The following is a 17,163-nucleotide window of genomic DNA, read 5'->3' as shown; positions in this document are numbered from 1 at the left end:
TCTAGCCCCCTTCGTATCCTGAAACCTAAAAAGGAATATCATCCTCAGGCATGCCGCCTTCCGGTGGGCCAAAGGGCGACTCCGGCTCTTGACCACGATTACCTTGGCCAGGAGGGCTTCCCAACATCGTCATATTTTCGGCGACAATGTCGGTGGTGTAGTGCTTCACACCATCCTTTTCGTAGGACCCATACTCAATCCGGCCTTCGATCACCACTTGTTTGCCCTTGGAGAGGTACTGGCCGCAGATCTCCGCCAGCTTTGACCAGGTCACGATGCGGTGCCACTCGGTCTTTTCCTGCTTCTGTCCATCCTTGCCGGTGAATCTCCGGCTGGTGGCCAGGGAGAACTTGCACACCGCGGTGCCGCCGGCGGTATAGCGCACCTCCGGGTCGGCCCCCAGATTCCCCACCAGAATAACTTTATTCATGCCAGCCATACTTCCTCCTGCAACCGCGCCTTGGTTACCACAATCCTCTATCACAGAAAAGGCGGCCGGGCAAGGATTATGCGGAAACCTCCATGGAGGGCCGGCAGAAAAAAATGATTTTCTCCTCTGCCTGACCTTCCAGGGTTGGCAGACGGGGCCTGCGTACTTATATTGGTCAGTGAGATTGGTTTGTGCTTTCACCGTAGCATGAAATTACCTATCTGGACCTAATATGAAACGAATTTGCTGCTTAAAAATCCTGGGGTGCCTCGCCCTCGCCCTCCTTATGGCGACCGCCGGAGGAAACGCCGGGACGCCGGACGCGGGGATGGCCGCCGCGGACGCCCTCCTCCAAGGTCCCACCTTGGACCCATCCCAGGCCGAGAAAGCCCTGAACATGTATGAGAGGATGCTCTCTTCGGCATCGGCTCCCCGAGCGCTGGTCCTGGCAAAACTGGCTCGGACCAGCTTTATTTTAGGAGACCTGGCCCCCAAAAAGCAGCGGGAGGGTTACTACCGTAAGGGGCAGATGTACGCGGCCATGCTCAACCGTGAAGATCCCAAACGGACCGAAGGCCATTATTGGCTGGCCCTCAACCTCTGCGGCGAAGCCGATGCCTGCGGCTATATGGTGGGACGCCGGCTCCTGCCCAAGATCATCGAAAACCTTGAGCGCTCCCTGGCTCTGAGTGAAACCTACGACCAGGCCGGAGCCCACCGGGTGCTGGGCCGTATTTATTTCGAAGCCCCCGCCTGGCCCATGTCTGTGGGCGATCTGCAAAAATCCCTGCATCACCTCCAGGCCGCAGTTAAGCTGGCCCCCGACAACAGCACCAACCACCTTTATCTGGCCCAGACCCTCTACGGCCTTCATTACCGCTCTTTGGCGCAGCAGCAATTGGAACTGGTGCTCAAATGCACCCAATACTCCGTGAAGCCCCAGGACCTGGAGGAAGATCACCAGGAAGCCAGGCGCCTCTTGACCGATATGGGCGCCGTGACTCCCCCTTAAATCCAGATTGGTACTGTCAGACCGCGGGAATATTTTAGGGAAGTTGGGGAAAGTTGTGCTTTGAACCCACAGGCAGGATTATACTCATTGCCAAAAGAGCCTCTTGCAAAAGTCTCTTTGCGGCCGAAACTTTATATGGGTATTTAAAAATTCCCCGGTAGCACAGGCTTTCCAGCCTGTGCTCATATAGGCTGAATTCTGCGATTCCATAATGTCCGGCAATTTTGCAAGAAGCTCAAAAGTTTTTTCTTATTAACCCCTCACCCTACCCTCTCCCACAGGGGAGAGGGTTATTAGAGGAAAAAACTTTTGGCAAGCGCTATAAAGTACCCCTAATACCGAGTTGGGCTCATAAAGATAATTTCAAAGAAGTTAGACGTTGACTGAACCAACGTGTCCGAAACCGGCTAGCCTTAAGGGACGGGGATAAAAAGTCCCCCTTTGAAAAAGGGGATTTAGTAGGGGGATTTGGCTTTTCACGGTAAAGCCTGCGGTTACTCAATTACCTGTTTGAACGCATTTTTGTATTATTTGGTCGCGGCCGGGGCCCCTTCCTTCACCGGGATCATCAGGTTATCCCACCCTTGCCGGCGGCTAAGCCCCGAGCTGTGCGTCGTTAAGCTGACCAGAAACCACTGTTGCTTATCCCCGGGCACGGTGAGCAATTGAAACCGGGCCGCATAGACCACAGGCTTTTGGCCCTTATCACTGGGGTTGGCAATGAGTACATAGGCCACCTGGTTGGGGTCGTTTTCCCCCGCTTTATAGAACCCGTAAAATTCCGCCACCTTGCAATAACTGGGGTTCCAATTATCCAAGGTGTTCTGAGCGGCCGTAACCGTCAACGCGGAAGTCTGGGGCGTTGAAGGCAACGTGCAGCCCATATAAAAAACCAGTAAGAGCACTATCGCCGCCAAGCGGCGCCAGCCTGACAACGTCATGCCCTTCTCCTCCTCACCTTATGGAATGGGGGCGTTAGGCTCCTGGCTCTTGAGCCTTACACCCTGATTACTTCATAACTGCGTTAAAATATTATCTTACCAACATCCGGTCGGAGAAGATACTGAAAACCACCCCACCCCCTACCCGGAATTCTGCCCTCACTTCATCAGCCCGGCTTCCTTAAGCCAGCTTTTCAGTTGTTCAACTGCGCCTGGGCCTTGGGCCACGAGTTTCCCCTGGGGACTGAATATCATGAAATACGGCACCTGGCGGATTTTATACTGCTTCGCAAGCGGCGAGCTCCAGTCAATACTCCTCACGTCCGGACGGTTGATGTTGACTTTATGAATGGCTAAATCCGGACGCTTTTCCGCCAGTCGTTCCAAAACCGGGGCCATTTGCACGCATGGCGGGCAAAAAGGGCTGTAGAAATCAATCAGGTTGGTTTTACCAACGGTCAGCAGGGGGTTCAGGTCAAGCTCCTCGCCGCCATGGCCGGCATTGGCAGCAACCACCGCCCCGGCCCAAACCACAGCAGGGATTAACGCCAGGGACAAGAGAGCCGCCAGGACCAGCCAGCACCGGCGGGAAGTGAAATGGCATACCATTGCTTTTAGATAGTGCTTGAAATTATGGTTGTCAATCATTTTCCCGAAGAACCTCCAGCCGACTCCGTATTCAAAATCAACGGCAGGCCGTCTTTGCCACCCACGATGACCAGCTTACTGTTATTGGACTCGGCCAGGGCCCGAGTGGTTTCGATGCCCTTCCAGCGCAGCAGTTGCTCGGACAGTCCCTGCGAAATGATCCTCTGGAAATCCTGAATGCCCTGGGCCTCGATACGTTTGCGCTCCGCTTCCTGCCGTTCCTTGGCCAGCACGAAATGCATCTGCTGGGCTTGCTGGTCCGCGGCCAGCTTGGAGTTGATGGCTTCCACCACTAACTTGGGCAAATCGACTTTACGCAGCAGGATGGTCTCCACGACTATCCCCCGTTTACCCAGGTTCGCTTCCAGGTCTTGGAAGATTTCGGTAGAGATCAGCTCCCGGCTGGAGGTATACAGGTCCTTGGCCTCGTGACTGACGGTAATGCCCCGGATGGCTGACCGGAACTGCGGCTTCACCACTACCTCCTCATAGTTGGGTCCCACCTGCCGGTACACATTGGCCGCCTCGGACGATTTCAGGTGATAGAGGCAGGAGACCTCCAGAGCAACGTTGAGCCCTTCTTTGGAGGGCGCCTCGGCGTGTTCGAAGACTTCCTTGGTGCGCACACTCATCAGTTCCATGGAAGCCAGGGGGTTGACCAGATGCACCCCCTCAGGGATAGTGCCGTACACTTTCCCCAAGAGCACCAGCACCCCGACGTTCCCCGGGGGCACTATCTTAGCCGTGGAAACAGCCACCGTGGCCGCAAGGACGACGATAGCCAGGAAGTACCGGATTTGCGGGTACTTCTGGAGTTGCGGCACGTTGCGCCCCAGCACCACCAGGGCCAGGGCAATTAATATACCTAACAGGACCAAACTCATACATACCTCCACAACCTAGAGTTCGTAGTCACCGGATGGCCAGGGAGCAACGAAGAGTTAAAGAGACCGACAGACCGGGGTAGCAACGGCATTGGTAAACGGGTTCCCGGACCCGTACGCCGCCGAGGGCGGCGGCGCCACATTTTCGCGGCGGCCAACCCCTATTTCTTCAGGAGACGGCTCCTGGAGCGGCCCACGTTATGGAACACCGCCTGAAAATCCCGATAGAGGCTTTTGTTTTGCCGGATCCGGTGACACTTCTTCAGATAGCCCTGGGGATCGGGGTTCTCGGCCAAAAGATCCAGACCCTCCCAACCTCCGGGACGGGGAAAGGCGTAATACGGATATTCCTTGGGGATGCCGCGCACAAAGGTCACCTGCGGCACCACCCACTCCAGCCGGGCCAGATAGAGCCGATGCATACCGTCGTTGATGAGCAAGGCCACCGTGCCGTCCGCTTCGAAGGACTCTTCGACGATGGGAGGGTAGAGATCGTAAATCGCCTCCTCCCCATCGTCCTGCCGCACCGTGTAGGTGACATAACCGTCCAGGCGAAACAGGTCTACCCCCCAGGCCGTCAGACTCCAGCGCAATTCCTGAGTCTTACGCAATTCCTGCAGCCAGATATAATTCTGTGGGGGGTGGAGGCACTTGGTGTGAATCTTCTCCAGGCTGATCAAAGCCTGCGAATAAATCAAGACATCTGTTCTTTCCAGGAGGGGAACCCGCCTGAGACGCTCAATCAAGGCGTCCTGAGGATGCTGCTCCAGTGCGATAATGTCCATTTCTCTGAACGAATCCCGTTAAAAAGTTCATAAATATGAATGTAAAGAGGTATTGGGCGTGTGCGCTTATATTAACATCATCGGACGGAATATGGGGAAAATTGCGCGGCGGGAATAAAATTTCACGGCGGTGATAGGTATCACTCCTCAGATCAGATGAGAGAACGGCCCTTCCCTTACTCTCAATAAGCGTCGAGCTAACATTGTCCCCTCAGAAAGCGAGTCGGCGGGCTTAACAAGAAAGGTCCGAACCAGTCCCGTACAACAAAGCCGAAGTTGGGATCTTCCGGGCGGGAGCCAGCTTCACCATCCGCATCGGTATTCAAGAGTTCAAAAAAACTTTCAGCCACAATCTCTTCCGGGAGAGACTCGGGCAGCCAGATAGGAAACTGTTCTTCTTTGCCTACATTTGCCATAATATTTCTTCCTTGCCCATTTTATGTTGCAACTCCTGTACCAAAAAATGAGCAAGTTTTACTCCTCCGGCCAGCCCTGCACCGGGCAGGAATCACACTGCGGTTTAGGACGGCACCACACCTTCCCCAGACGCACCAGTAAGGCGTGATATTCCTGGTACAGAGTGACCTGGAACGGCAGATGCTCCATGAACGATTGCCGCAATTCTTCATAAGTGTAGGTCTCGGGAATGAGGTTATGGCGATTTAAAATGCGAAAAGTATAGGCATCAACGACAAACGTGGGTTTATCCAGGGCATAGAGAAGTATGCTATCCGCGGTCTCTGGACCGATCCCCTTAACGGCCAGGAGCCCCTGACGCAAGTTCTCCAGGTTATCGGCAGCCATCACCGCCATGGAATTTTGGTAATGGTTCGCCAAAAAATTAAGGAAGTTCCTGAGCCGTTTGGCTTTTACATTGTAATAACCCGCCGGCCGGATGAGCCGGGCCAACTCCGGTTCCGGCAGGTCGTACAAGGCTTGTGGTTCCAGCACCTGCTGCTCTTTAAGCGCCGCTATGGCCAGGGCTACGTTGTTCCAGTTGGTGTTCTGGGTCAGGATCGCGCCCACCGCCACTTCAAAGGGCGTATCTCCGGGCCACCAGCCCTGGGCTCCCCAAACCTCCCATAAACGTTGATAAAGCTCACGCAACCATCTCCCCCTGCGAGCCGCGGCCATGAATTTCCCTCCATATCTGCTTTTCTCTGCGCTCTCAGCGTCTCTGCGGTTAATCATTTTTCACCGCAGAGGCGCTGAGAACGCAGAGAGTACACCCTTCTGATCCAACATCTTCTTATAATTTAACATTTTTTTTGCCACCTCCTTATGATAGAATGCCGCCAACTCTACAGAGTCCCCGGAGTCAACTCAACTCTTCTCCTCTCAGGGTCGCATGAGTAAGCACATCACCTTCAAACCATATGAGATTACTATCGAGGTGCCGGACGGCGAGAACCTGCTGCGGGTTGCATTGCAGGCCGGCGTCCACATTAACGCCTCCTGCGGCGGCGAAGGCGTCTGCGGTAAGTGCCGGGTCTTGCTGGAATCGGGCGATTTGGAGAGCACCCGCTCCGGGCTGATCAGCAACGAAGATTGGGACCTGGGCTACCGCCAGGCCTGCCAGAGCTGGGTTAATGCCGATGTGGTCATTCGCATCCCGCCGGAGTCCCTGCTGGACCGGCGTACCCTGACCCGCCGCCGGGCCGGCATCGGTTTGCGCTCCAGCCCCATTGACCTCGCGGCCTTGAAGTCTGAGGGGCTCTATAACCCTGCGTTTCAAAAGAAATTCGTCGAGCTGCCGCCGCCTTCCCTGGCGGACAATGCCTGTGATTTAAGCCGGCTGGAGCTGGGTCTGGCGCGCACCCACGGCCTGGATAACCTGGCCCACGATTTCTTCATGCTGCGCAAGCTGGCCAAGGTGATGCGGGAGGACAACTTCCGGGTCACCGCCACCCTGGACTTTGCCCAGCGGCGCTCCCGTTACCCCCGGATTGTGGACCTGGAAGCCGGGGACACCACCCAGCGGCATTACGCCCTCGCCATAGATATCGGCACCACCACCGTCTGGGTCCAACTCCTGGACCTGGCCGCGGGCACCATAGTCGGCCACGCCGCGGATTACAACTCCCAGATGAGTTATGGCGACGACGTCATCACCCGCATGGTCTTCAGCCAGAAAGAGCAAGGGCTGCAAAAGCTCCAACGCTCCGTGGTCGCCACCATCAACCAGGTGATGCACCGGCTCCTGAAAAAGCATAAGCTGCCGGTGGCGGAGATTTCCCACCTCACCGTGGCCGCCAATACCACCATGACCCATCTGTTCTACGGCATCGACCCCAAGTATATCCGCCTGTCCCCTTATATTCCCACTGCCTGCCACACTCCGCCGGTCCGGGCCCGGGACCTGGGTCTGGAGCTGCCGGACCACGTCTTCATCTATTCAGTGAGTTCCGTGTCCAGTTACGTGGGGGGCGACATTGTGGCCGGGGTTCTGGCCTCGGGTCTCTACAAAGATCCCAAGCTGACTCTCTTTATCGACATCGGCACCAACGGCGAAATCGTCATCGGCAACCAGCAGTGGCTGGCCTGCGCGGCCTGCTCGGCCGGACCGGCCTTCGAAGGCGGCGGCATCAAGTACGGGATGCGGGCCACCGCCGGCGCCATCGAGGAAGTCAGCATCAATCCCCAAACCTGCGAGCCCATGCTCCTGACCATCGACATGGTGAAACCCAAGGGCATCTGCGGCTCCGGCTTGATCAACATCCTGGCGGCCATGATGGAGGCTGACATGATCTCGCCCAACGGCAAGTTCCGGGATGACTTGAACACGTCTCGGATTCGCGAGGGCAATGAAGGAAAGGAATACGTCCTGGCCATGGCCCCCGACACCCAGAGCGGGGAGGATATTACCCTGAGCGAGGCCGATATCGACAACCTGATGCGGGCCAAAGGGGCTATGTTTGCGGGTTACGTCACCCTGCTGGAAAACGTCGGGCTCAAGCTCCAAGACCTGGAGCAGGTGATCCTGGCTGGGGCCTTCGGCAACTTCATCAACATCGATAACGCCATCACCATCGGTCTGCTGCCCGATCTACCCCGGGAAAATTATCAGTTCGTGGGCAACGCCTCCCTCCAGGGCGCCTCGCTGCTGGCCTTCTCCCGAGACATGTTGGAAGAGGAACGCCGCGTGGCCGATATGATGACCAATTTCGAGCTCTCCGAAACCCCCGGTTTCATGGACCAGTACATCGCCGCCCTGTTCCTGCCCCACACCAAAATGGATTACTTCCCCAGCGTCGCCGAACGCCTGAAAGCCGCCAAGGACTGAGCCGTAAAGAGGACGGGCACTACCCGCCAAAACCCTTGAAAGAACCTGTTCCCCCCAAAGTATGGACACCTTAAGTGAACCGTATTGGGGTAAAAGTCCCCCCTTTGGCTTTCTTTTCAAACAGATCATTCTCTAGGGCTGGATCTCATAGGACATGCTGAAAAATGCTAGGATTACTTTGAGTTCGAAAGGAAAGCCACGGGTAGGTGTCGGAATATTCTCTGGAGGGGAAGAGTTAAAGATTGCCCGGATTCGATGGCGCGATGCTCTACGCCGGTCAAGATGTCAATCCATCGAACCGGCGCGTTAGGCGGCAACCTCAGAACACTTTCACCCCACACTTCTCGACCTATGGCAGGCTGACCAGGTTGGACAATTTTCGTCAAGAATCTGGCCGCCACGGCCAGCGCCCAATTGTTCTCTTGTCTGCGAGCCAAGGCCAGTATATTTTTCTCCCGGTCCCCCTCTGCCGCCAGGGGGGAATAATCTCCTTGCAGGAAAAGGTCTGGGTTATCCTTGCGAAAATTCAGGGCCTTGTAGGTGATATATAGCTTGATGCGCCCATCTGCCCAGCGGCTGATTAACTTGCAGACCAGGGCCGACCCCTTTTTTCTTTCTTGCAGTTTTAGATCCTTCAGGAACCGAACCCTTTTATCGAAGTCCACCGGACGCCGATTGTCCGGATCAACCAAACTAAAATCCCAAAGTTCCGTTCCTTGATAGAAATCCGGGACCCCGGGCGCCGCGATCTTGAGCAGCACTTGCGATAAAGAGTTCATGGCTCCATAGTAAGCGAGCCGCGCTTGTAAGTTTCTGAAATCCGCTAAGAACTCTCGATTTTCGGCCTCATCCAGGATGTGGTCCACAAAGGCCAGCAAAGCCTTTTCATGTTCAACCTGGGGTGAAATCCACCGGGTGTGCACCATGGCTTCGCGCGCGGCTTTAATCATGTAGCGCTGGAGCCGCTCCTTAAACGCTGGAACCTCAGCCGGGTCAAGCGGCCAGGCCCCCAGCATGGTTTGATAGAGCAGGACCTCCTGATTTTGGTCCGGCGCCAGGACTCCATTAACCGCGACCTTCTTAGACCGGTTCAGGTCGCCCCACCGCTTCAGGTGCTCTTCCCAATCCTCGGGAATCTCGGCAAGGACATTGAGGCGGGCCCGCACATCTTCACTTCTTTTCGTGTCATGGGTTGAGGTGGCATTCATGGTAAAGGGGCAGGACTCCTGCCTTTGCTGGTTTAACTGATGAAAGTCCTCGGCCGGAATCGCGCTGAAACACCCTCCCACTTCGTTGAGTGATATCAGGGGATTATAAATATACAGGACCGTATCTTCCCAGCCCTTGGCCATGATCGGCCCGGTAAATTGTTGCCACCGCATCACGAAATTTAGCCATTCCGCCTTCTGTTCGCTGCCCAGATAGGCAGGAACATCAAGCCGCAGCACCCGTTCCAGGAAATTCAGGGCCAACTGGTTGAGATAAGGGCTGCGCCGGCGAACTTCTTGACAGGTTTTGTCCAGGTAGGCCAAATCCAGGGGCGCGACCTCAAGACTGCGGATGTAGGTGCGATAGATGGGCAGCGCTGCCATCACTTCCACCAAGGCCTCCCGCAGGTCCCCCCGGGAAATGTCTCGAGCATGCCAATCCTGGTCGGCCAACAGGCTCAGATAGTGGACGAAGCTCTCAACTTCCCCGCCGAAGAAGGAATTCATGACAAGCTTTTTCTTGTCCAGAGTCAGATCGATCAAGTTGATCGGATCATTAAGGAATCCGGCGTATATTTTCTGCAGTTCCTGGAGGCCCTCTTGTTCTATGAAGACCCCGTTCACCAGGTTGAGGAAATCATAGCCAGTGGTCCCGGCCACCGGCCATTCCGGAGGCAACGTTTCCCCAGGCGCCAGGATCTTCTCCACGGTGATATAAAATTGCGAGGAGCCGGGAACGCCTGGATCCCCAGGAGCGAAACAGGCTTGCAAGCGCTGGAGATACTCCAGGGGATCGTAGAGGCCATCGATATGGTCCACCCGCAGCCCCGAGATCTTGCCTTCGTCCACGAGCTTGAAGAGGAGGCCATGTTTGAAGGCATCAAATACCCTGGGGTCTTGAATGCGGATGCCGATCAAATCATTGATACTGAAAAACCGCCGATAATTGATCAACTCCAGGCCTACCCGCCAGAAAGCCAGCCGGTACGGCTGATGTTGCAGGAGCCGGTCCAAGGAGTCAAACGTCTCCGCTTCTCCTTTGGCGCCGTTAAACCTCCTGATGGTTTCATCCAAAAATTTCTTCGTCTCCGCCGTCCCCTGATAGAGCAGCCAAAGATTTTTCTTGATAATCTCCTTCTCCCGCTGCCGTTCCTTGGCCTTTTTGGGGCTCAGGAGGGTGCGGGCCGGCAGGCTGGCGATCAGGCTGATAATCACCGTGAGCGCGATGATTACCGGACTCTCTTCGCCCAATTCTTGAGTCAGTTGCGCAAGCCCTGGGGCCAAGATCTGGGGATAGGTTTTGGGGTCCAGGGGGAATTTATGCTCGTAGTAATTGATGAAAAACCCACCCGACTCCAAGGTCAGTTTGAGTTCCTGGTTTTCCAGGGCCTGGCCGTAAGGCCGGCCCAGGATGGGCAGCAGCAGTCTCCCCTCCAGGATACGGTTCGGGGGATGCCAATCGATGTCGAAAAAGATGGCATATGGCGAAATCGGCCCGTTTTCCAGGACCTCCATCCACCATGGATTATCGTGGCTCAAGGCCATGTGATTGGGGACGATATCAAATAACAGGCCCATCCCGCGGGTTTTCAGTTTTCGTGCCAGAAGGTCAAAGGCCCGGCGAGTGCCGAGTTCCGGATTAAGCTCCATAGGATTAGTTACCGAGTACCCATGGAGGCTGCCGCGGCGGGCCTGCAGGAGGGGAGAAGCATAGAGCTCGGTAATGCCCAACTCGTGCAAATATGGCACCAGGGCCGCCGCCGCCGAAAATTTGAAGGTGCGGTTGAATTGCAGCCGGTAGGTGGCTCCGGGAATCTTAAAACTGGTCATTTTTTCTCTTGGGCAACGCCATGTTCTAATCGACTTTTATGGAGAGCTCCCGCCCCAATTGCAGGAAAGTTTCCACCCTGTCGTGAGCTTCCGTCTCGCCGTGTTCGGCCTTCCAGCGCCATTCGGGAAAGACGGTGTTAAGCATCTCATAGTAAATATTCTGCACCTTCCAAAAATTTACCTCGAAGGGCAAGGCTCGGGCGATTCTCACCGCGGCCTCCAGTTGCTTGAGCAAATTGAACTCACTGGTCTCCTTGAACACGGCCATCAAACGCTCCAGGGTTTGCCTCAAGGCGTACTCCAGGCTTACCCCATCGAGCTTTACTTGCAGAGCAGATGCCTGTTCGAGAAGTTTTTGGATGTCCTCTGGATCTATTTCTGGTTGTTCGAAGGCCAGGCGCAAATTTGAATTCAAAACAAATTCCGCATTGCAAGGGAAAGGCTGGGGCAGGGGGATGCCCAATTCGGTGAGAAAACGCATGAAGGACACATGGTTACTGTACCTCTTGCCATAAACGAACCGTGTTTCCTCCAGGCTCGATTCCAAGACTTGGTTCAGCACCCGACGCTGCTCATCCCGGAAGAGGGACTTGAAGGAGTAAGTGGAGGCCCCGAAGTGCCGGTCCAGCCGCCGGATGGTTTCGGGGGAATCGCCGGTAGCAAAGCCTTCGGTCACTTCTTGCACCATGGCCTCATAGGCTTCCTGGCTCTGAAACTTTTGCACCCCGGCACTGAGGTTTTGATCACCGAAATGCAAGGCGCCGAAATTCAGGGTAGCAGTTTCCTTGGTGATATCCGAGGTAATCCGCACCCGCCCCAACGACAGTTTGGTGACCCCTACCTCGGAGAAATGGTAGTCTTCCTGTTCGACGAAATAACAATAAATCCCGGTTTGCTGGGGGTATTCCTTGAAGAGGGAGCTTATCGCATAATGGGCGGCCACCTTTTCCAGATCCAGCATGGACGGCCTGACGAACTTTTCGTAGATCAAGCGCCCATCGCCATTCTCGGGGATGTTGCTCTTGGCCAGTTCCAGCCGTTCCAGAAAGCCGGTTTCCAGTGCTTCGACGTCGATATCTTCCGCCAACCGGATGGCGCTGCCGGCATAGAGCAGGACCTGCACCGTTTCGATGCCTGAGAGCTCATCGAAAAACCAGCCGCAGCTCGTATACATGAGCATGGCCTCCCGTTGAACCTCCAGAAGTTTAAATACCGTCACCTTTTCTTCGTCGGTCAGAGGCCTTAGGGCATGTTGAGCCAGAAAGCGCTCGATATTCTCAGGGGTTCGGCTGAGGATGACCTTGATATAATCATCCCTGGCGGCCCAGGGGTCTTTTAGATACTGTCCGCCCTTCTCTTCAAAGAGGGGCGCCAGCGTATCCCGCAGCCAATCCAGGGCCTCCCGCAAGGGAGCGCGCCAGCCCTGGTTCCAGCCGGAATGACCGCCGCTGTTGCAACCGCAGTCTTGCTTCCATCTTTCCACCCCGTGGCTGCAACTCCAGGAGGTGTTCTCAAAGATTTCCGCCTCATGGGTCGGGGGGGATTTTTCAAGGTACTCCCCGTAGTTGGTCAGATGGGCCAGGTTATTCTCCTCAATGTACTGCATGGCATAAGTCAGAGCCATGTCGCCAAACCGATGGTGGTGTCCGTAGGTTTCGCCATCGGTGGCAATGTGCACCAGTTGAGACCACTGCCGCTCTTTGAAAAAGGCGCCGGTCAGCCGCTCTGCCAAATTTTCCCCCCGGCTGAGCAGGTCTTCAAAAGCCACGGCCCGGGAGATGGGCCCGTCATAGAAAAAGAGGCTGATCTGTCGGCCTGAGGTTAGATTGAGGGTGTAGGCCCTGGTGGGATCGATTCGTCCCTCACTCACATCCTCCCACTCTTCCTGGCCCAGGGGACGCACCTGCTTGGCCTGGCCGGGGGCAAGGACGGTAAATCGAATCCCCAACTCCGCCATAATATCCAGAGTCTCCAAATCCACCGCGGTTTCCGGCAGCCACATCCCTTCCGGTAACCGGCCGAAGCGAAACTCAAAGTCCCGTAGCCCCCATATTACCTGGGTATATTTGTCCCGGCGGTTGGCCAGAGGCATAATCATATGATTATAGGCTTGGGCCAGCGCCGAGCCGTGGCCCGAGAAATTCTTCTGGCTCGTGCGGTCCGCGGTTAGGATGGCCTCATAGGTTTCCGGCGACTTTTGCTCCATCCAAGCCAGCAGGGTGGGCCCGAAGTTGAAGCTGATCTTGGCATAATTGTTGGGCAGGTTTAAAATCCGGCCTTCGCCGTCCAGTAGGCGTGAGACTGTATTGGGAGCGTAACACTCCGCATTAATGCGCTCATTCCAATCATGGTAAGGGTAAGCCGAGTCCTGGACCTCGATGGCTTCTATCCAGGGGTTTTCCCGGGGTGGCTGGTAAAAATGGCCGTGAATGCAAATGTACCTTTCCATCAGGTCTCCTCTTCTCTCCGGACGAAGAGAATTAATGAGCGCGGCGTCAGGGTTAAAGGAACCTCCCCACTCCCTTAGAATACCACGGGTACCCGCCTGCCGGGACCGCGCCGCCCTGCCACAGCCGAATCATAATTCTATGAGGCGGCTGCCCTGTTTATCCAACAAGATCATCAGGGTGAGGTAGTCGCGCACGTTTCGGGTGATGAGAAAGTGGTTGCGGACAAACTCCCGGGCCAGTTGCCCCATGCGTTTGGCCATTTCTGGGCGATGCAGCAGATAGCGGATGCGAAAGGCGCACCCTTCCGGGGAATATACCCGAAACCCGGTATTGTAGTCCTGAAGCTGCAAGACGATGCCTCCCACTGCACCGCCGATTACCGGTTTACCCTTCCACATGGCCTCGGTGACCGTTAAGCCAAAACCCTCTCGGGTGGATTTCTGCACGATCACGTCCGCCGCCCGCTGCAAGGCATTGACTTCATGATGAGCGTCGGCCGGCAAGAGTAATATCTGGATGTCGGATTCCCCCCTTGCTGCTTCTTGTACCTCGGCAAGGATACGCGGCCCCTCCGGGTCATCGGTGGCCTCGCCGCCCGCCAGCACCAGCTTACAGGGAGTATGCCGCCGTACCATCCGAAAAGCCTGAATAACCCCTACGGGGTCCTTAAAGGAATCGAAGCGTGAGACTTGTAAAACGATGGGCTTATCCCGTTCAACCCCCAGACGGTCCAACACCGCCTGGATTTCCTCGGGGGTCAGCTCCCGGTTCTTCTCGCTCAAAGGGTCAATGGAGGGGCGGATGAGATATTGGGGATGGGGCAGACTTTGGGCAAACTGGGACATGGAAAAGACCGAGGCGTCATACTGACTCACTACTTTCCGCAAAAATCTCCAAACCTGGAGGTTGGGTCGCGACACATCGATGTGACATCGCCAGACCCAGTGTTTGGCACGGGGCCGCAGCTTTTCGATCATATAGGCGGGCTGGGGGTCGTGCAGCAAAACAAAGTCGGCCTCCCAGTCAGCCCGGCGGGCATTTTCCATGTTGACCTCCCGGTAGTGGTCGAACATGGCCTGAGTGAAATGGACTTTATGGCCTTGCAGGGCATTATGCATGGCCTTGGTGATCTCATAAAAGAAAGGGTCTCCCAGGATCACTTCCCACTGGGTTTTAATATTCAGTTGATTGAGGAGGGGCACGGCCCGGTTCAGAATCTCCGCCACCCCGCCGCCGGTGCGGGTGGAGTTGATATGGACAAACCGGCGACCGGCCACAACCTCTGACAGGCGTTCAAGCTGTCCGATCACCTCGGGACCTACGATGGGCTTAAAATCATTTAGGCAGATCACAGGTGTCCCCCAGATGTTGATGAATTAAGCTCAGAAGCGTAGCGCGGATTTCCCTTAGATTGTAGAAGTAAATATCCATATCCCGAATGGCCGCCACCAGTTCCGGAAAATCGAAATTGGTCTCGATCCAGTAAGAGAAATCGTCCATGGGTATTTCCAAACGCCAGCGGGACTCGAAGAAATGGTAGTACATCGAATCCAACCCCACTTTATTGAGGGCCTGGCAAAAATCCTGGAGACTGTTGGCGGAAATCACGGAACGGATAACTACGGTGGAGGCTTCGCAGAAATGGAATTCAAACCCGGAACGGGCCCAGGGAACAAAGGGCAAATCCCATAAATACTCCTCTATGATATCCACCATGGCCTGGCGTACCTGACCCAGATTCTCATAATCCAGGGGGTCGAAGGAGCTGAGCTTTTCGGCCAAAGCCATATCCTGCAGGGCCGTAGCGGCCCACAGGGCGAAGTCATTGGGAAATTCCACCGCGGGCTGGGACACGGCCAGGCGGGATTGCACCAGATGGTAGTAGATTACCGAGTCGCTCACATCTCGAAGGGCTTGGAGCAATTCCCGGAGATTGACCACCTTCGTGCCGATGGGCATGGGTATCAAAAAACATTCTCGAAACCAAAAGGGATCTTGTGCCGGCAGGTCGGCGACGGTAGTCATCAGTTATGATCCTCCTCCCGAGGGTGGCAAATGTTTGAGCCGTAAAGGTCAGACCCATCTCGCCCGAATCAGCAATACCTCTTTGATTAAAATAAGAGGGAAATCTTTAGAGACAAGGCTCAGGGACAATTTTTAAATTGCCCAAAGTGTAATGCTCCCCTCAGGGGGGAGACGGTATTTTAGGAGATGAACCAACAAGATATAGACTTATGGGTAATGTTCAGCCCCAAGGGGAAAAGGGACAAAAGAAGGTGGTTACTGACCCAATTCAAGACCGTGATTTTCAGTTATTAATGGGAGCGGGAAAGAGATTACTTCCCCCTCACTCTAGCCCTCTCCCGCAAGGGGAGAGGGGAATAATAAGGAAAGAACTTCCGGCAAGCGCTATAAGCCGTTCAACCGTGTCAAGCGATATTAAGACGCCCGTTCAAACGAATTCAGCAAAAATTCCGAGGCCAGATAACGATAGACGGAACAGGTTTCGGGGCTCAAGTTACCCCGTTCAGGTATTACGGAACCTTTGGCGGAGCCATAGGTGGGATCAGTACCATGTCGATCCCCTGAATTACCCCATTGGTGGCCATCATGTCGGGTTTGGTGATGTTGGCATTGTTAACCATGTACTTGTCTACTCCGACCTTGGTAAATTTGAGCGGCTGGGCAGCCGCGGTGGGGCACAGGGTCTTGCATTCTTTAAGTTCAGGAAGATCTTTGACCATGTATTTTCCCGGGATTATGTGGAAGAACGCTACATTCTTCGCGATAGCCTCATCATCCATGATCCTTTTCAAGGTTTCCGGGGGCACTTTGTTAAAAGCCGCATCATCGGGAGCAAATATGGTGAAGGGCCCCTGCATCTGCTTCACTTCGGCTACATTGGCCTTATCGAGCAAAGCCACCAGGGCATTGTAATTGCCATTGGCCTTCAGGGTATCGTAGATCGTCATCTGCGGTTGGGCCATAATCAGCCCTACCGGGATCAAAGCCATGATCAGAGTCAATACGACAATTTTGGTTTTCAAGGAAACTACCTCCTTTTGAGAGTGGTCTTTGGGTTGGATGTCCCGTCTAGCGTTATCTGGCCTCAGAATACAGCTATCCCAAAGGGGTCTTGGCGCATGTCCACAGGATAATTACGGCTTTGGCTCAAAACAAGATAGATCTCTTAGTTTTTTTACATAAAGGCATTTTTTGTTGAATTCTTAAAGCTGCTGCGTTGTCAGCTCGCTTACCTCTTAGACGGGCGCATTGACTCCCCTTCCCGGCTGAAGTGTTTATTTTATTTTGGAGGTGGAGTAATCAGGTGAAATTTTTTTAAGAGACTGGGTCAGACAGAGTTGATCTGAAGGTAACTTACGGCTTTAATTGATAATATATGTTGCCCGTCTTGGTAGCGGTACAGTGAGTCCGCCGGTCGCAATGGGAACAGCGCCATTCGTGTTGCTGTACGAGGGTAAGCCGTTCCCTTAGCGACATATCGAAATAAAATGGACTTTCCATGAACATTGTCACCAGTTCTCTTCGGCAAATGATACCCCCACTTGCTGCACCGGCGACTGCATTTCCATTAACCTCTTCGGCCAAGAGTCCCTCTTGCTGAAAGCCTTACGGATAGTTCAGGGCAAAGCCGAGTTTTCGGCTCTGCCCTTATAGGTTTTTTGGGTTCA

Annotated in this window: 14 protein-coding genes; 2 read left to right on the top strand and 12 right to left on the bottom strand. The window is 54.8% G+C overall.

Features of this window, described 5'->3' with window-relative positions; all coding sequences use genetic code 11:
* Positions 1-25: 25 nt before the first annotated feature.
* Positions 26-430, bottom strand: coding sequence for a single-stranded DNA-binding protein (locus WC600_05700; protein MFA4902224.1), 405 nt, complete (start codon positions 428-430; stop codon positions 26-28).
* Between the two features lie 232 nt (positions 431-662).
* On the opposite strand from WC600_05700, the gene WC600_05695 reads away from it, so the two are divergent.
* The gene (locus WC600_05695; protein ID MFA4902223.1) at positions 663-1,442 is read left to right on the top strand and encodes a hypothetical protein; all 780 of its coding nucleotides are present in this window, start codon (positions 663-665) and stop codon (positions 1,440-1,442) included.
* Positions 1,443-1,969: 527 nt separating this feature from the next.
* Here WC600_05695 and WC600_05690 read toward each other — a convergent pair.
* From WC600_05690 to WC600_05665, 6 genes are all read right to left on the bottom strand, one after another.
* A complete protein-coding gene (locus WC600_05690; protein ID MFA4902222.1) occupies positions 1,970-2,383 on the bottom strand; it encodes a hypothetical protein in 414 nt (137 codons plus the stop codon).
* A gap of 159 nt (positions 2,384-2,542) precedes the next feature.
* The gene (locus tag WC600_05685; GenBank protein MFA4902221.1) at positions 2,543-3,031 is read right to left on the bottom strand and encodes a thioredoxin family protein; all 489 of its coding nucleotides are present in this window, start codon (positions 3,029-3,031) and stop codon (positions 2,543-2,545) included.
* Positions 3,028-3,915 (bottom strand): prohibitin family protein, encoded by an 888-nt coding sequence (locus WC600_05680; protein MFA4902220.1) that lies wholly within the window; start codon positions 3,913-3,915, stop codon positions 3,028-3,030. Before WC600_05680 ends, WC600_05685 begins: the two co-directional genes overlap by 4 nt.
* A gap of 161 nt (positions 3,916-4,076) precedes the next feature.
* Positions 4,077-4,700 carry a hypothetical protein gene (locus WC600_05675; protein MFA4902219.1) on the bottom strand — a complete coding sequence of 208 codons (624 nt, stop codon included), beginning with the start codon at positions 4,698-4,700 and terminating at the stop codon, positions 4,077-4,079.
* 197 nt (positions 4,701-4,897) lie between these two features.
* Positions 4,898-5,116 carry a hypothetical protein gene (locus WC600_05670; protein ID MFA4902218.1) on the bottom strand — a complete coding sequence of 73 codons (219 nt, stop codon included), beginning with the start codon at positions 5,114-5,116 and terminating at the stop codon, positions 4,898-4,900.
* A 58-nt stretch (positions 5,117-5,174) separates the two neighbouring features.
* Positions 5,175-5,834 (bottom strand): endonuclease III domain-containing protein, encoded by a 660-nt coding sequence (locus tag WC600_05665; protein ID MFA4902217.1) that lies wholly within the window; start codon positions 5,832-5,834, stop codon positions 5,175-5,177.
* Positions 5,835-6,048: 214 nt separating this feature from the next.
* Between WC600_05665 and WC600_05660 the strand changes: the two genes are divergently transcribed.
* A complete protein-coding gene (locus WC600_05660; GenBank protein ID MFA4902216.1) occupies positions 6,049-7,983 on the top strand; it encodes an ASKHA domain-containing protein in 1,935 nt (644 codons plus the stop codon).
* 173 nt (positions 7,984-8,156) lie between these two features.
* On the opposite strand, the gene treY is transcribed toward WC600_05660, so the two are convergent.
* The 5 genes from treY to WC600_05635 all read right to left on the bottom strand — a co-directional run bounded on the left by treY (position 8,157) and on the right by WC600_05635 (position 16,518).
* Positions 8,157-11,021 carry a malto-oligosyltrehalose synthase gene (treY, locus tag WC600_05655; protein ID MFA4902215.1) on the bottom strand — a complete coding sequence of 955 codons (2,865 nt, stop codon included), beginning with the start codon at positions 11,019-11,021 and terminating at the stop codon, positions 8,157-8,159.
* Positions 11,022-11,046: 25 nt separating this feature from the next.
* Positions 11,047-13,470, bottom strand: coding sequence for a DUF3536 domain-containing protein (locus tag WC600_05650; GenBank protein ID MFA4902214.1), 2,424 nt, complete (start codon positions 13,468-13,470; stop codon positions 11,047-11,049).
* A gap of 129 nt (positions 13,471-13,599) precedes the next feature.
* The gene (locus WC600_05645; protein ID MFA4902213.1) at positions 13,600-14,823 is read right to left on the bottom strand and encodes a glycosyltransferase; all 1,224 of its coding nucleotides are present in this window, start codon (positions 14,821-14,823) and stop codon (positions 13,600-13,602) included.
* Complete coding sequence (locus WC600_05640) at positions 14,807-15,496, bottom strand: DUF5752 family protein (protein MFA4902212.1); 690 nt, start codon at positions 15,494-15,496, stop codon at positions 14,807-14,809. Before WC600_05640 ends, WC600_05645 begins: the two co-directional genes overlap by 17 nt.
* Before the next feature lie 509 nt (positions 15,497-16,005).
* Positions 16,006-16,518 (bottom strand): fasciclin domain-containing protein, encoded by a 513-nt coding sequence (locus tag WC600_05635; GenBank protein MFA4902211.1) that lies wholly within the window; start codon positions 16,516-16,518, stop codon positions 16,006-16,008.
* Between the last annotated feature and the right edge of the window lie 645 nt (positions 16,519-17,163).

It is taken from the genome of Desulfobaccales bacterium (assembly GCA_041648175.1).
Taxonomy (GTDB): domain Bacteria; phylum Desulfobacterota; class Desulfobaccia; order Desulfobaccales; family 0-14-0-80-60-11; genus 0-14-0-80-60-11.
The sequence above is the reverse complement of the archived record's forward strand: the minus strand, read 5'-3'. Positions and strand labels throughout refer to the sequence as shown.

Excerpts from the sequence above, each read along its gene's own strand:
- WC600_05700 (MFA4902224.1), bottom strand. The coding sequence starts at position 430 with ATGAATAAAGTTATTCTGGTGGGGAATCTGGGGGCCGACCCGGAGGTG.
- WC600_05695 (MFA4902223.1), top strand. The coding sequence starts at position 663 with ATGAAACGAATTTGCTGCTTAAAAATCCTGGGGTGCCTCGCCCTCGCC.
- WC600_05690 (MFA4902222.1), bottom strand. The coding sequence starts at position 2,383 with ATGACGTTGTCAGGCTGGCGCCGCTTGGCGGCGATAGTGCTCTTACTG.
- WC600_05685 (MFA4902221.1), bottom strand. The coding sequence starts at position 3,031 with ATGATTGACAACCATAATTTCAAGCACTATCTAAAAGCAATGGTATGC.
- WC600_05680 (MFA4902220.1), bottom strand. The coding sequence starts at position 3,915 with ATGAGTTTGGTCCTGTTAGGTATATTAATTGCCCTGGCCCTGGTGGTG.
- WC600_05675 (MFA4902219.1), bottom strand. The coding sequence starts at position 4,700 with ATGGACATTATCGCACTGGAGCAGCATCCTCAGGACGCCTTGATTGAG.
- WC600_05670 (MFA4902218.1), bottom strand. The coding sequence starts at position 5,116 with ATGGCAAATGTAGGCAAAGAAGAACAGTTTCCTATCTGGCTGCCCGAG.
- WC600_05665 (MFA4902217.1), bottom strand. The coding sequence starts at position 5,834 with ATGGCCGCGGCTCGCAGGGGGAGATGGTTGCGTGAGCTTTATCAACGT.
- WC600_05660 (MFA4902216.1), top strand. The coding sequence starts at position 6,049 with ATGAGTAAGCACATCACCTTCAAACCATATGAGATTACTATCGAGGTG.
- treY (MFA4902215.1), bottom strand. The coding sequence starts at position 11,021 with ATGACCAGTTTTAAGATTCCCGGAGCCACCTACCGGCTGCAATTCAAC.
- WC600_05650 (MFA4902214.1), bottom strand. The coding sequence starts at position 13,470 with ATGGAAAGGTACATTTGCATTCACGGCCATTTTTACCAGCCACCCCGG.
- WC600_05640 (MFA4902212.1), bottom strand. The coding sequence starts at position 15,496 with ATGACTACCGTCGCCGACCTGCCGGCACAAGATCCCTTTTGGTTTCGA.